The sequence below is a fragment of the Spirosoma fluminis genome, assembly GCF_054778895.1.
Genome location: NZ_BAAGZD010000002.1, coordinates 70,747 through 84,313, shown reverse-complemented (window position 1 = coordinate 84,313; position 13,567 = coordinate 70,747). Strand labels below are relative to the sequence as shown.

The following is a 13,567-nucleotide window of genomic DNA, read 5'->3' as shown; positions in this document are numbered from 1 at the left end:
GGTTATTTATTCGGATAATCGGTTACTGGGCTACGCTCTCCGTAGCAGCCACCAATTCATGCTTCATCAGGTACTCGGCAATCTGAACGGCGTTGGTGGCCGCGCCTTTCCGCAGGTTGTCAGCAACAATCCACATATTCAGCGTTTTCGGCTGGCTTTCATCCCGGCGGATACGTCCCACGAAAACTTCGTCGCGGCCGTGGGCGGTCAAGGGCATCGGATATACTTTATTGGCCGGATCATCCTGCACAATCACGCCTTCGGCATTGCTCAGCAACTCGATGACGTCAGCAATCTCAAACTCGTTTTCGAATTCGATGTTCACTGCTTCGGAGTGACCACCGATCGTCGGGATACGTACCGTTGTGGCCGTCACCTGAATCGAGTCATCACCCATGATCTTCTTGGTCTCATTGACCATCTTCATTTCCTCTTTTGTATAACCATTGTCGAGGAACACGTCGATGTGGGGTAATACGTTGAGATCGATCGGGTGCGGATATACTTTTTGCACATCCGACTTACCTTCCCGCTCGGCGAAAAGCTGATCAACGGCGGCTTTACCCGTACCCGTCACCGACTGATACGTTGATACAACTACCCGTTTCACTTTGTAGCGGTCGTGCAGCGGCTTCAGGGCCACTACCATCTGAATGGTCGAGCAGTTTGGATTGGCGATAATTTTATCGTCGGGGGTCAACGTATCGGCGTTGATTTCGGGTACGACCAGTTTCTTGGTGGGGTCCATGCGCCAGGCCGACGAGTTATCGACCACCGTAATACCCGCTTCGGCGAACTTAGGAGCCAGCGCCAGTGATGTGCTGCCACCCGCCGAAAAAATCGCAACGGCCGGTTTGGCGGCAATGGCATCCTCAAAGCTAACAACCGTGTATGGCTTACCCTTAAACTCAACCTGTTTACCAACCGACCGCTCGGAAGCAACGGGAATGAGTTCGGACACGGGGAAGTTACGTTCTTCCAATACCTTCAGGATTTCGCCACCGACTAGGCCGGTAGCCCCTACGACTGCGATTTTCATACTGATTTACTCTGATTTTTGTGAAATTGAGCGCAAAGGTACGTAAAACGTTGACGGATAGCTGCTGTAAATCGAAAAAATCTAAAATCGGCCTACTAAGCCAACACCTGAATTACTAAACGACGAGTAAGGTTTTACCTGCCAGGATACGCCCCGTTGTTTTAGCGTGCGATTGTAATGCTGAACCGCTCGACGTACGTGTGGACCAGGTATTTGCATACACCAGCCAATTCCAGCCAGTATAGCTCCACTAATAAGAGTAATGCCCCCACCCGCATACGTATTCTGACGTTTTGTGTCTATAACGTCCTGATATCCAGCGATCTGCCCACCGTATACAAGCTTTCCACCGGTAGCAGAACCACCACAGGCATAGCCGGGTGGGCAAACTATAGGTTGCTGTACGATGAACTTACCGTTGGAATTGGGCCCGTTCGACCCCATAATAATAGCGCCTATAATGGCAGACGTGATACCGCCCGCAATTAACCAGCCTCCCGTATGGCGACCATTCATGTAGGATTGAAATTCACGGATTGCCACAGGGTCACCCGAGGCCATTATATACGGTTTCAGATTTTTCGCTTTTATATCCAGACCATCGTACATGTACTGGGACCGAACAGTCTGACCATACCGGTTGTAATAACCGGGTTGCAATTCACTTTCAATCAGCTTCAGCGTGTCTGACTGGATAAGACTTGGCACCACAGGTGACTGAGCCAAAAGCTTAAAGGAAACAAGGAGCAGAGGGAATAATATCGTTTTCATAATCGTCAGGGTTTTAATTAGAAAAGTATGATAAGTTAATAAATTCTAGACTAATACTACTTCAGATTGTTGTTAAAGTATACTTAAAAAGAGACCGCTCAGGTATAAATGCCTGAGCGGTCTGAACGTTACGTACGGGAGAAACCTGAATTAATTACTCACCACCGAAGAGAAAACCAAGTGATAAACCAAAGGCGGTGTTAGTCGCCTTCCCTCCAGAAGTGTTACTCAGATTACCTAAACCAGGCGCGTAGTAACCACTGATGCTGATTCCTGACGATAGCTCATAGCCCGCCGATAACCGGAGGCCATAGTCGAGCCGTTTTGTCTGGTCTTCACCCGAACCAAACTCAATAGACTGACTGTCTGATTGCCCTAAGGCCTCGCCGGTTGTTTTGCCATTTAAGGCATAGGCTACGTAAGGCCCAGCGCCTAACGTAACAAAACCCGGTCCAGCCTCAATATTGTACAGCAACTGAATAGGAACTTCCAGGTAATTAAACGTCGTGGTAACGTCGCCCGCACCTAAGCCGAAATTAAGATTGGCCAGTTTGGTACCCTTTACCGAATAGAGCAGTTGGGGCCGAATCGAAAAGCTTTCGCTCAGCGGGGCGTCGAGCAGTAAGCCTGCCTGGAAGCCAATCTTATTGGTGCCTTTTAAGGATACACTACCAAAGTTAAGCGTTTGGTTGGCGAACTGAACGGCACCTGTTACACCGACCCGAACTTGAGCAAACGATGCCATGCTACATAATACCAACGTAGCGACTACCAGCGTAAATCTTTTTGTCATGGAAACTGAAAATTAAAGTGAATGATATTGCGGATATCGGTGCAAAAGTAGTCGTGTACGCAGACCAAGCAGACTGTCGAATAAAAAAATGTACTTATTTTTATGAGAGTTAAAAGGGAGCTGTTAATTAATAGCAATTCAGATTATACACCAAAGTTGAAGAGCTTGTTGGGAGTTATGCAGAAGTCTAGCGGTATGTCCGTTGGCTCAACGTCCGCAATTGACCCGGCTGGATCGAAGAGCGACAAACCTACCTTGATACAATCAGGACGACATTCGGCAAGGAACCGGTCGTAAAAGCCTCCACCGTACCCGACGCGGTGGCCAGCGTTGTCAACGGCTAAAAGCGGAACGAGTACTACGTCGATACGCTTAACGCTGATCTCTCGTTGATCGTCAACAGTAGGTTCCGGAATACCCCAGCGGTTCTCGGCTAACTTCGTTGTGGACGTGAGGATGTAATGAGCCAACTGGCCGGATTGTGTATCGGTCACTGAAACCGCAATCTGAACGTGGGGATAGTCTTGCCAGATCTGGTGGATAATGGGCCAGGTATCCACCTCGTTCTGCCGCTTAATGGGCAAAAAAGTATGTAAAACAAATGCCTTGGCGGACGATTTGAATTCTCCTCCAAGCACAATCGTATCGAAAAAAAGAGAAGTAATTAATCGACTGGACGTATCGACATCATTGGTGGATAAAGAACGCCGTAGGGCCAAAAAGTGCGTTCTCAATTCAGCTTTGGTTGCCATACATGCTCACTCTAAACAGAGTTGCATCCGATAATCGAAGGGGTCGAACGCAGCCAGCATCTTTTTCAAAAACGCCCGATCGTTCAGATAAAAGGTCAGGAAGTTTTCGCTGCGTTCCTGTAAGCCACCGTTAGGGAAAAGCTCGTTTTTGACGGTCAACAACTGCCGCAGTCCGGTTTCCTGATTACGCTCTTCGGCCCGGCGCAACTTCTTCTCCAGCCGGACAACGGCATTGGCAAACCGCTTTGTTTCCGCCAGTACCGCTTTTTCAAGCGTTGGATCAACCATTTGCGCTTTGTGCAGAATCGCATCAAGCGCCTGGTTAACCGTCTTGTTCTCTTTGTCGAATTTCAGGGAATGTCGGGTATGCGTATCGACATATTCGTGCTTCAAGGTCAGCGTATCTTTAAACAGCTCCTCGGGTGTTAAGCCGAGTTTACGAATGCGCTTTGCACAGACGTTGGGTACGTACATGGCAAAGTTACGCGGCATCAGCATTGGAAAAGGCGTTTGAAAATGGTCGAACACCTTTTTTAGTTGAAGCCAGTAAGGCACCTCCGACGGCCCACCGATGTAGGCCAGGTTGGGCAGGATCGTTTCCTGATATAAAGGACGTAGCACTACGTTCGGGCTGAACCGTTCGGGGTGCTCATCCAGCAAGGCCAGCAGCTCAGGTTCCGAAAACCGAATCTTCGTATGGATTACCTTGTACGTACCATCTTCCTGGCGCTCGATTCGTTCGCGAAGCTGGTCGTCGAGGTAAAACAGGTTAATATCGCGAGGAGCGATAACTGTCTTATAACCCATGTTGGCCAATAGCTCTGTTTGCTCCTGAACAAGCTGACCCGAATGCTGAGAGACCAGTTCATCGCGCATAACGGGCGAGAAAACGCGTTTCAAGGCAGCGTCGTCCGCATCCAGACAGATAAGCCCTTCCGCACCAAACAACTCATGAACGTAATACCGGACGGCCTCTGCCAGTGTCTGCTGTTTCAGATACGCTTCTTCAAACAAGGTCAGCTTTTCCGGAATCTGGTTGAACAGGCTTTTGAGCTCCTGCGGATTCATCCGACCGACCGCACCCCGTTGTTCTGTTTGCCAGGCGTAATTTCTGCCGAACAGGGAGAAGTGGTTGATTTCGGCGAAGTCGTGATCTTCGGTCGCCATCCAGTACACCGGAATAAAGGTATAGTCAGGATAGGCTTCCTTGAGTTGCCGGGCCAGTTTAATCGTCGTAATCAGCTTGTAAACGATGTACAACGGTCCGGTAAAAATATTCAGCTGATGCCCCGTAGTTACCGTAAAGGTATTGGGGTGCAGCAATACCGAAAAGTCGGGCCTGTTGGGGATGTTCTGATACTGTCGTTCCAGGCTTTTAACCAAAACCCGCCGTTTCGACTCATCAAAGGTTTTATCCTGCAGTTGTTCTTTGAAAGCGGCTAACTCAGGAAAACGGCTATAGAACGGGCTAAGACTGTCTTTCTGGTCGAGGTAATCAAGGAATAACTGAGAAAACTGGCCGGTAGATGAAAGCGGTAGGTACTGACAGTCCATTGAAGGTTAGGATTTATTCGGCTCAACAATGAGAAAACCCGCAAGGTTCGGTCAATATTGCCTGCCTTGCGGGTTTTAAATTACTTAGAGAACAACCTCTCCATATAAATCAAATTCTTCGGCACGATTGATCTGAACTTGGGCAAACCCGCCCAGTCGTACGTACTGACTGGCGGGTACGAGTACTTCGTTGTCGACTTCAGGCGAATCGGCTTCGGTTCGACCGATGAAATAGCCCCCTTCCTTGCGGTCGAACAACACTTTATACGTCCGGCCTACTTTGTGCTGGTTCAGCTCTTGCGAAATGCCCTGCTGAAGATCCATCAGCTCATCAGCGCGTTCCTGTTTGATATCGGCGGGAATGTCATCGGGCATACTGAACGAATGCGTGTTCTCTTCGTGCGAATACGTAAACACGCCCATCCGGTCGAAACGCATCCGTTCCACAAAGTCGTAGGTTTCGGCAAACATGGCTTCAGTTTCACCTGGGTGACCCACAATAAGCGTTGTCCGCAACGTAATGTCCGGCACCCGATCACGTATCGTTTGAATGAGCGCTTCAGTTTTTTCGCGGGTGATACCCCGGCGCATGAGTTTTAGTAGCTCGGTCGAACCCGTCTGCAACGGCATATCCAGGTAATTACAGACGTTCGATCGATCACGCATTACGTCGAGCACATCCATCGGAAATCCCGATGGGTACGCGTATTGTAACCGAATCCACTCAATACCTTCCACGTCGGCTAACCGATTGATCAGGTCGGCGAGGTTCCGTTTTTTGTACAGATCTAATCCGTAGTACGTCAGATCCTGCGCAATCAGAATAAGCTCTTTAGTACCCCGGCGAGCCAACGACTTCGCTTCGGTTACCAACTCGTCAATAGATCGGGAAATGTGACCACCGCGCATCAAGGGAATTGCGCAGAACGAGCAGGGACGATCGCAGCCTTCGGCAATTTTGAGGTAGCCAAAATGAGCCGGTGTTGTCAGCAGTCGCTCGCCAACCAGTTCGTGTTTATAATCGGCTTTTAAGGTTTTCAGCAGGCGAGGCAGTTCGTTGGTGCCGAACCAGGCGTCAACCGTTGGCATTTCGACTTCCAGCTCATCTTTGTAGCGGTGCGAGAGGCAACCCGTTACGTATACTTTGTCAACGACGCCCGCGTCTTTGGCGTCTACGTAGCGCAGAATCGTGTTGATAGACTCTTCTTTGGCGTTGTCGATGAAGCCGCAGGTGTTAATAACGACGATGTTTGCGTCATCCTTCTTCGACTCGTGCGTCACGTTCATTCCGTTACCTCTGAGCTGCGTAAAGAGCACCTCCGAATCGACCAGATTCTTCGAGCAACCCAGTGTGACTATATTAATTTTATTGGTACGTAAGCCTTTTGTTTTCAAAACAGTAATTGTACAATGCCGTGATTGGAAGAACGGCAGTTTTATGCGCAAAGTTCGTTAAATCGGGTCAGTAAGTGAGTACTAATCAGGATTGATGGGCAGCCGAACGAATTGTCAGTAGACAAAAAAGCTTACCCGAAATCTAAAATACGGCCTGATGGGTTATCTCCAGTCTGTTTCGGGACAGGCGGTTTCGGGTAACGGTAACCGGATTGATGTTGCTCTGGCTATCGAACAGGTTTGCATACAAGCCCTTTGGCTCGCGTACCATAACCGAGTAGCGACCAACGGGTAAGCTCACGCAATACGTACCGTCTTTCTTCGATTTTATGGTTTTAATTGGCTTCACCCCACGAACCGAGTTGATGAAGCCATTATCGCCCGCGTCTATCTGGCCTAAGTTCAGCAACGGAAAAATCAATACGTCACGCTCGGCGGGAGTTCCGTTTGAGTCTGGCTGAGGTGAGTCGGGGCTTGGCATGTAGTTGCCACGCTTCTCGACGACAGTTCCGCAAATCCCTTGTCTGACAATGGCTGTAGCGGATTTTTGACGAGAGCTTTTTTGAGCGAAAGTAGTATGAGCTACTAGTAAGGTTACGCTAAGTAACGCTAGTCGAGTCAAAAATGAATGCGATTGACTACGAAACGAGACGTTTAGGCCCCTCATAAGCCTGTTTCTTTTTTCACTTCCTCTAACGAATGCCAAGTCGTGGTCTCATTCTTTACATTCAGCGCATGAACGTAATCGAACAAGTCTTCAAGGCTATCAAATGAAGCCAGGCTATTCTCCAGCGCCTGGTAGTCTTCATACGTAATAACCGCAAACTTCGGCTTTCCTTCAGATTGAATAACTTGAGCGTTAAGCGTCATTCGTAAAGATCTTTTCGATGTCCAACGTCGATAACTGCAATAATGCGCACTATGTCTTGCTTGTCATACAAAACGCGACAATCTCCTACTCGTAATCTGAAAACAGCGTCCGGGTGATTAGTTAACCGCTTAACGTTAGTGTCAGGGTTCTGAGCTAGCTCTTCTAAAGCGTCAAGTACTCGTTGAGCGTCAGATTTAGGTATCTTCTTAAGGCTTTTCAATGCCCGCGATCAGGGAAGGAAAGCTGATACGGCATTTAGCTTACTTCTTGAAGAATGAATCCACAAATTCCATTTTATTGAACGTCTGTAAGTCTTCGATCTTTTCGCCGACACCGATGTACTTAACCGGGATCTTAAACTGGTCAGAGATACCAATCACCACCCCGCCTTTAGCCGTACCATCCAGTTTGGTAATGGCCAGAGCTGTTACTTCGGTTGCTTTCGTGAACTCCGTTGCCTGAATAAACGCATTTTGTCCCGTAGAACCATCGAGTACCAGAAGTACTTCATGCGGTGCGTCGGGTGTAACCTTCTGCATAACGCGCTTGATCTTAGTCAGCTCGTTCATCAGGTTAACTTTCGTGTGCAGACGGCCCGCCGTGTCGATAATAACAACGTCAGCGTTCATTTCGGTTCCTTTCTTCACCGCATCGAAAGCTACGGCTGATGGATCGGTGTTCATGCCGTGCGAGATAACCGGTACACCAACGCGATCACCCCAAAGTTTAAGCTGGTCCACAGCGGCTGCCCGGAACGTATCACCGGCTCCTAACACGACTTGCTTACCCCGTTTGTGAAATTGGGCGGCTAGCTTGCCAATAGTTGTCGTTTTACCGACGCCATTAACACCAACGACCATGATCACATACGGCTTTTTGTCGGTTGGCAGAGCAAAATCATCAGAACCGTCACGAGCGGTTGTGGCTGTAGTATTGATCGAGAGCAGTGCCGCGATCTCTTCGCGCAGAATACGGTCTAACTCATCCGTGCCCATGTATTTATCCCGAGCTACCCGTTCTTCGATCCGGCGAATGATCTTCACCGTCGTTTCAACGCCGACATCTGACGAAATTAATACGTTTTCCAGCTCATCGAGCACTTCTTCGTCAACAGTCGATTTGCCGACGACCGCCCGACCTAACTTAGAAAAAAAACTATCTTTAGTTTTCTCCAGTCCTTTATCGAGCGTTTCTTTTTTCTCTTTTGAAAATAAGCCGAATAGAGCCATATGAATTGATAGGCAGTGAGTTGTTCAGTCGTTTTGCCGGGCCGTCACTTATGCATAATTACTCAGATACTGCCTGACTCACTAACGACCTAACTGTTTTTTAGCAAAAAAAGTCCCACGTGGCCATGCTGGCTGTGGGACTTCCTGTATTTCTGTGCGGTACTCGTTCGCCGTAGCGATTCGTGAAAACTAGCTTTTCAAAGCAGTCTGCACTTCGTCAACCGGAACCATTTCTTCTTTGAAGGTATACGCGCCGGTCTTAGGCGACTTAACGGCTTTGATAATCTTGGCGAATGATTTGCCGTTGTCCTTCGTTTTCAGGGTTGCAACTACCTTTTTTGCCATGACTTAATTGTCAGTTAATTCGTTTGTCAGTTGATTCGTTATTAAATACTGGCCCACTAGCCCACTCACTAACTGATCAACTCTTATTTAATTTCTTTGTGCAGCGTTACTTTCTTCAGGAACGGATTGTACTTTTTCCGCTCAATACGGGCCGGCGTATTCTTCCGGTTTTTCGTGGTGATGTACCGGGACATGCCGGGTACACCGCTGTCTTTCTGCTCGGTGCATTCCAGAATAACCTGGATTCTATTGGCGCCTTTCTTTGCCATTGCTAAAGTTCGTTTTCTCGATAAGGAGCGCAAAGGTACGAACTATCTGGTATTTGACAAACAGGTTGTCAATAAAAAGTAATGATTTGTAGCTGGTTACCCGATAAATTCTCAACACGCGTTGATTTTAGGGCAAGCTCTGGCGACCTTTGAGTTTATAACGTCGCCGGTAGCTAACTACTATTGGCGGGATAGGAAATGACTACGCAATCGATCCAATACGAATACGCTCCCGGTCACTTTCGGGCGTCAGAGCCGAGCCTGTACCGGCCTGACATGCTCAACGAAGGAGAAATGATCTTAAATATGGGCCCTCAGCACCCATCTACGCACGGTGTGTTACGGTTCGAAGTCGTTACGGACGGCGAGATTATTGTCGACGTAGTGCCGCATCTGGGCTACCTGCACCGCTGCTTCGAGAAGCACGCTCAGTCGTTGCCGTTTAACCAGACAATTCCGTTTGTTGACCGGCTCGATTACCTGGCGGCTATGAATTCGGAACACACTTTTGTAATGGGCGTGGAGCGAATGCTCGGAATCGAGAACGATATTCCAAAACGGACGGAATACATCCGCGTGCTAGTCGCTGAACTTAATCGGATAGCCGCTCACTTTGTGGCTGTTGGTACGTATGCGCTGGATATCGGAGCGTACACGCCTTTTCTGTGGCTTATGCGCGATCGGGAGCATATTCAGCGCCTGCTCGAATGGGTGAGTGGTGCCCGCATGTTGTATAATTACATCTGGATTGGTGGCCTTTTCTATGACCTGCCCGTCGGTTTTGAAGAGCGCTGCCGTGAGTTTGTAACGTATCTAAAGCCTAAGTTAGTCGAATTGCAGCAGTTGGTAATTGAAAATGAGATCTTCATTAAACGTACTGCCAGCGTGGGGGTTCTGCCTTTACCGGTAGCAATTAACTACGGCTGTACGGGGCCAATGCTGCGGGGTTCTGGCCTACGGTACGACCTGCGTCGGGTCGATGGGTATTCGGTGTATCCAGAGCTGGAATTTGATGTTCCAATTGGCACAGGGGAGATGGGTACCGTAGGCGATTGCTGGGACCGGAATAACGTTCGGGTGCTGGAGTGCTGGGAGTCGTTACGTATCGTGGAGCAGTGCCTGGATAAATTAACCGGCGAACATAAGCGCAACCGTGAGTATGATCCGCAAGCCGTTGTGCCGAAGAAAATCCGGCCGAAGGCGATGGACTTTTACGTTCGGGGCGAAAGCGCGAAAGGGGAGTTGGGCTTCTTTTTCCGAACCGACGGCCGGGCGGACATTCCCGTACGTTGCCGTTGCCGCTCCTGCTGTTACCACAACCTATCCGTTATCAGCGAAATCTCCAAAGGAGCTATGCTGGCCGATCTGGTTGCGATTATCGGATCAATCGACGTCGTGATGGGAGAAGTGGATCGGTAGAAAGTAGCCGCGTTCCCGTCGCTAACTCCTTTCTTCCAACACCAGAATATCCTGCGTATTACGCCCCAGACCATCGTAGTCGAGACCGTAGCCAAGGACGAAGCGGTTTTCTATTTCGAAACCAACGTACTGTAAATCAATGGAGTTCTTTAAGGCGGCTGGTTTAAACAGTAACGTAGCAATCGCAAGCGATGCGGGCTTGTGACCAAGCAATTGATTACAAACGTCGGAGATTGTTAAGCCGGTATCGACAATATCTTCAATAACAATCAGGTCACGGTTGGTTATCGGCTCGCTCAGGCCCAGGATCTGTTTGAGCTGCCCCGTCGATTCTGTAGCGGTATAGGAAGCTACCCGTATGAACGTAATCTCGCACGGAATTGTCAAGTGCTTCATCAGATCGGCGGCAAACAGAAAAGCTCCGTTTAAGACCACCACAATGAGCGGCTGCCTGTCGGCGTATGCCTGGTTGATTTGTCCGGCCAATTCCCGTATTCGCGATTGAATGGCATCGGCGGCAATAAATGGGACGAACGTTTTGTCCTTAATTGTTAACATAGCAGCATCGGCAAGCGCCAAAGATACGGCGGGCGTAGGCTAGCCGACAAAATTTCGTCGAAAAATAAGCGAATGCAAACGTACAGTCGACTGATTACGTTGATATAAGCGGTAAGCAACTAAAAACGAATGAAAAAGCTATTGTTGACGGTATGGCTGACAGGATTGGCTGCTTTTGCACAGGCCCAACTGTACGATCCGTCGGCGTTTGACAAAAAATATGACGGCTTGTTGAAGCATCCAGGGGTTCAGATTGAATCGGCGGAAGCTATCAACCAGATGTATAACTATAAATTTTACGAGGCTGACAAAGAGTTTCGGTGGTTGCGCGTTCGTTACCCGAAGCATCCGATGCCCTACTTCCTGATGGGCCTGGCTGAGTGGTGGAAAATTGTGCCCAATACCGACGTAACAGATTACGATGAAAAGTGCCTGATGTATATGGACTCCACCATTACGTTAGCGGAAAATCTGTACGAAGAGAGCGACAATAAGCTTGAACCTTCTTTTTTCCTGGCCGCTGCCTACGCCTTTAAAGGTCGATTATACTCCGAGCGGAAGAAGTGGGCCAAGGCCACATTGGCGGGTAAAAGCGCACTCAAATATTTTGAAAAGTGCAAAGGGAATGCTGACTTCAGCCCAGAGTTGCTATTCGGCGATGGTATGTACAATTACTACGCCCAGTGGATACCCGAGAATTATCCCTTGCTGAAGCCAATTCTGGTGTTTTTTCCAAAAGGAAATAAGCAGAGTGGTATAAAGCAATTGGAAAAAACGGCGAATACGGCGTTTTATACCCGGGTTGAGGCCCGGTACTTTTTACTCCAGATTTACAGCATGGAGAATCAGTATGACAAAGCCTATGAGATGGCGAAGTACATGGCTGAACAGTATCCTGATAATCCGTTTTTCGAGCGCTATTACGCCCGTTCCGCCTTTGTGCAGGGGCGGTTGAACGAAGCGGAACGTATTTCTAAAGACATTCTGGAAAAAGTGTCGCGTACCCAGTCGGGCTACGAAGGCGTAAGTGGACGAACCGCAGCTTATATCTTGGCCTATGTCAACCATCTGTTCTACAGGAACCTACCCGAAGCCAAGAAGTACTACCAGCAATCTATTGATTTTGCGAAGCAGACAAATGCCATGAATGCCGGTTATTACTGGTCGTCGGTATTGGGCCTGGCTAAGATTGCCACGGAAGAAAAGAACTATGATTTAGCGCAGTCGTATTTTAAGGAAGTGATGGACAAAGCCGAGCGCAAATCCAATCAATATAAGGAAGCCAAAAAAGCGCTGGAAGATGCGAAAAAGTCGAGACGGGACGAGCGCCGGAAACGTAGAGAGTAACAATGTTTTATAACAAAAGAAGGCGGATGTTAATGAGACTCTCATTAACATCCGCCTTCTTTTGTGCCGGACAATCAAGGGATAGGCAGTACTTTGCTCTCCTTGAACGTGGACATGATAACGCTGGTTTGCGTACTGGCAACTTCTTCAATCTCATTGATTACGTCAAGCATTAACGCCTGATAAGAAGCAATATTTTTCGAGATAACTTTTAACATAAAATCGCCCGAGCCGGTAATGTGGTGGCACTCAATAATTTCAGGGATTTTATTCACCTTCTCCACAAACAACATGGTCGTATCTTTTTTGTGGCTAACCAGGGTTACTGTTACAAAAGTCGTTACACCTAACCCAACCTTTTCGCGGTTAAGCTGAGCGTGATAGCTTTGAATAATGCCCGATGTTTCCAGCTTCTTAACGCGTTCGAGAGTCGGAGCCGGAGAAAGACCAATTTCTTTAGAAAGTTGAGCGTTGGTGATTTTCGCATTGGCCTGAAGAATTTCCAATACGTTGCGATCTATATGATCTAATTTGTGGTTCATAAACGAGGTGATCTTTTTGAAACTTTGTTGCAGAACTGCGCAAAGCTACTATCAATACGTTAAAATCGTCTTAAACTATATTGGTTTTTTGCAAAAACCAGAAGAAATATAGCCTATTCTGGACTTTAGCGGCACAAAATTAAGCGAAATCATTGAGTAGCCAAATTGGGGGCTTACCGTTTGGATACCTTGTTGTGCGCGATTACACGTTGACGATCCGCTTTGAACCGAAGCGCAGCCGCCTGCGAAAGACCAAGGTGTTTTGTAGACCGGCCCTGCACGCGGGCCCGCCATAACCGCCACGAGGAAGGTTTCATCTCGCGACGCATCAGCGTAATCACCTGCTGTTCCAACAAGCCAAACTGGGCCGTAATTGCGTCGAAGGGAGTGCGATCTTCCCAGGCCATTTCAACAATGCGGTCAATATCGATGTTCGTCAGGCGGATTGGTTCGGGTTTCTTCATAACGGTTAAACGGACTGTGTAAGCTAATAACATATTTTACCGATGAAAATGCGTAAGAAGTCCGATTTGCCCACAAAAACTTGCCCGGTGTGTAATCGTCCCTTTAGCTGGCGCAAAAAGTGGGAGCGCGACTGGGACAACGTCCTATATTGTAGCGATGCCTGTCGTGCTGCCAGTAAACGGCAAAAAACGCCCCAGACGACGTAGGTCTGCGAACTA

The 13,567-nt window shown here is 48.4% G+C and carries 18 protein-coding genes; 3 read left to right on the top strand and 15 right to left on the bottom strand.

The genetic code is table 11. The annotated features are described in order from the left end of the window. Positions 1 to 22: 22 nt before the first annotated feature. The 12 genes from ACYVBJ_RS00800 to rpmG form a co-directional block, all read right to left on the bottom strand. A complete protein-coding gene (locus ACYVBJ_RS00800; RefSeq protein WP_460980400.1) occupies positions 23 to 1,039 on the bottom strand; it encodes an aspartate-semialdehyde dehydrogenase in 1,017 nt (338 codons plus the stop codon). 81 nt (positions 1,040 to 1,120) lie between these two features. After that, positions 1,121 to 1,810 (bottom strand): hypothetical protein, encoded by a 690-nt coding sequence (locus tag ACYVBJ_RS00795; RefSeq protein ID WP_460980399.1) that lies wholly within the window; start codon positions 1,808 to 1,810, stop codon positions 1,121 to 1,123. Positions 1,811 to 1,964: 154 nt separating this feature from the next. Continuing rightward, the gene (locus ACYVBJ_RS00790; RefSeq protein ID WP_460980398.1) at positions 1,965 to 2,603 is read right to left on the bottom strand and encodes a porin family protein; all 639 of its coding nucleotides are present in this window, start codon (positions 2,601 to 2,603) and stop codon (positions 1,965 to 1,967) included. A gap of 143 nt (positions 2,604 to 2,746) precedes the next feature. Continuing rightward, positions 2,747 to 3,355 carry a 5-formyltetrahydrofolate cyclo-ligase gene (locus ACYVBJ_RS00785; RefSeq protein WP_460980397.1) on the bottom strand — a complete coding sequence of 203 codons (609 nt, stop codon included), beginning with the start codon at positions 3,353 to 3,355 and terminating at the stop codon, positions 2,747 to 2,749. A gap of 6 nt (positions 3,356 to 3,361) precedes the next feature. Then, positions 3,362 to 4,909, bottom strand: coding sequence for a bacillithiol biosynthesis cysteine-adding enzyme BshC (bshC, locus tag ACYVBJ_RS00780; RefSeq protein WP_460980396.1), 1,548 nt, complete (start codon positions 4,907 to 4,909; stop codon positions 3,362 to 3,364). 84 nt (positions 4,910 to 4,993) lie between these two features. Further along, positions 4,994 to 6,304, bottom strand: coding sequence for a 30S ribosomal protein S12 methylthiotransferase RimO (rimO, locus tag ACYVBJ_RS00775; protein WP_460980395.1), 1,311 nt, complete (start codon positions 6,302 to 6,304; stop codon positions 4,994 to 4,996). 142 nt (positions 6,305 to 6,446) lie between these two features. Beyond that, the gene (locus tag ACYVBJ_RS00770) at positions 6,447 to 6,785 is read right to left on the bottom strand and encodes a carboxypeptidase regulatory-like domain-containing protein (RefSeq protein WP_460980394.1); all 339 of its coding nucleotides are present in this window, start codon (positions 6,783 to 6,785) and stop codon (positions 6,447 to 6,449) included. A gap of 182 nt (positions 6,786 to 6,967) precedes the next feature. Further along, complete coding sequence (locus ACYVBJ_RS00765; protein ID WP_460980393.1) at positions 6,968 to 7,174, bottom strand: prevent-host-death family protein; 207 nt, start codon at positions 7,172 to 7,174, stop codon at positions 6,968 to 6,970. Then, positions 7,171 to 7,395, bottom strand: a complete 225-nt coding sequence (locus ACYVBJ_RS00760) for a type II toxin-antitoxin system RelE family toxin (protein ID WP_460980392.1) — start codon at positions 7,393 to 7,395, stop codon at positions 7,171 to 7,173. The genes ACYVBJ_RS00765 and ACYVBJ_RS00760 overlap by 4 nt, the downstream gene beginning before the upstream one ends. Positions 7,396 to 7,435: 40 nt before the next feature. Next, positions 7,436 to 8,404, bottom strand: a complete 969-nt coding sequence (gene ftsY, locus ACYVBJ_RS00755) for a signal recognition particle-docking protein FtsY (RefSeq protein WP_460980391.1) — start codon at positions 8,402 to 8,404, stop codon at positions 7,436 to 7,438. A gap of 189 nt (positions 8,405 to 8,593) precedes the next feature. Beyond that, on the bottom strand, positions 8,594 to 8,749 hold the full coding sequence (locus ACYVBJ_RS00750; RefSeq protein WP_460980390.1) for a DUF4295 domain-containing protein: 156 nt from the start codon (positions 8,747 to 8,749) through the stop codon (positions 8,594 to 8,596). Between the two features lie 83 nt (positions 8,750 to 8,832). Next, entirely contained in the window at positions 8,833 to 9,018 is a 186-nt protein-coding gene (gene rpmG / locus ACYVBJ_RS00745) for a 50S ribosomal protein L33 (protein ID WP_012929817.1), read from the bottom strand. A 198-nt stretch (positions 9,019 to 9,216) separates the two neighbouring features. Between rpmG and ACYVBJ_RS00740 the strand changes: the two genes are divergently transcribed. Next, positions 9,217 to 10,437 carry an NADH-quinone oxidoreductase subunit D gene (locus ACYVBJ_RS00740; protein WP_460980389.1) on the top strand — a complete coding sequence of 407 codons (1,221 nt, stop codon included), beginning with the start codon at positions 9,217 to 9,219 and terminating at the stop codon, positions 10,435 to 10,437. A 21-nt stretch (positions 10,438 to 10,458) separates the two neighbouring features. Here ACYVBJ_RS00740 and hpt read toward each other — a convergent pair whose 3' ends face one another. Next, positions 10,459 to 10,995, bottom strand: coding sequence for a hypoxanthine phosphoribosyltransferase (gene hpt, locus ACYVBJ_RS00735; protein ID WP_460980388.1), 537 nt, complete (start codon positions 10,993 to 10,995; stop codon positions 10,459 to 10,461). A 129-nt stretch (positions 10,996 to 11,124) separates the two neighbouring features. Between hpt and ACYVBJ_RS00730 the strand changes: the two genes are divergently transcribed. Then, entirely contained in the window at positions 11,125 to 12,342 is a 1,218-nt protein-coding gene (locus ACYVBJ_RS00730) for a tetratricopeptide repeat protein (RefSeq protein ID WP_460980387.1), read from the top strand. Between the two features lie 74 nt (positions 12,343 to 12,416). Here the strand turns inward: ACYVBJ_RS00730 and ACYVBJ_RS00725 are convergent, their stop codons facing one another. Both ACYVBJ_RS00725 and ACYVBJ_RS00720 read right to left on the bottom strand, forming a co-directional pair. Beyond that, positions 12,417 to 12,884: an Lrp/AsnC family transcriptional regulator gene (locus ACYVBJ_RS00725; protein WP_460980386.1), complete on the bottom strand. Its 468-nt coding sequence runs from the start codon at positions 12,882 to 12,884 to the stop codon at positions 12,417 to 12,419. A 173-nt stretch (positions 12,885 to 13,057) separates the two neighbouring features. Then, a complete protein-coding gene (locus tag ACYVBJ_RS00720; RefSeq protein ID WP_460980385.1) occupies positions 13,058 to 13,348 on the bottom strand; it encodes a TIGR03643 family protein in 291 nt (96 codons plus the stop codon). Between the two features lie 42 nt (positions 13,349 to 13,390). Between ACYVBJ_RS00720 and ACYVBJ_RS00715 the strand changes: the two genes are divergently transcribed. After that, positions 13,391 to 13,555 (top strand): DUF2256 domain-containing protein, encoded by a 165-nt coding sequence (locus ACYVBJ_RS00715; protein WP_460980384.1) that lies wholly within the window; start codon positions 13,391 to 13,393, stop codon positions 13,553 to 13,555. The last annotated feature ends 12 nt before the right edge of the window (positions 13,556 to 13,567 follow it).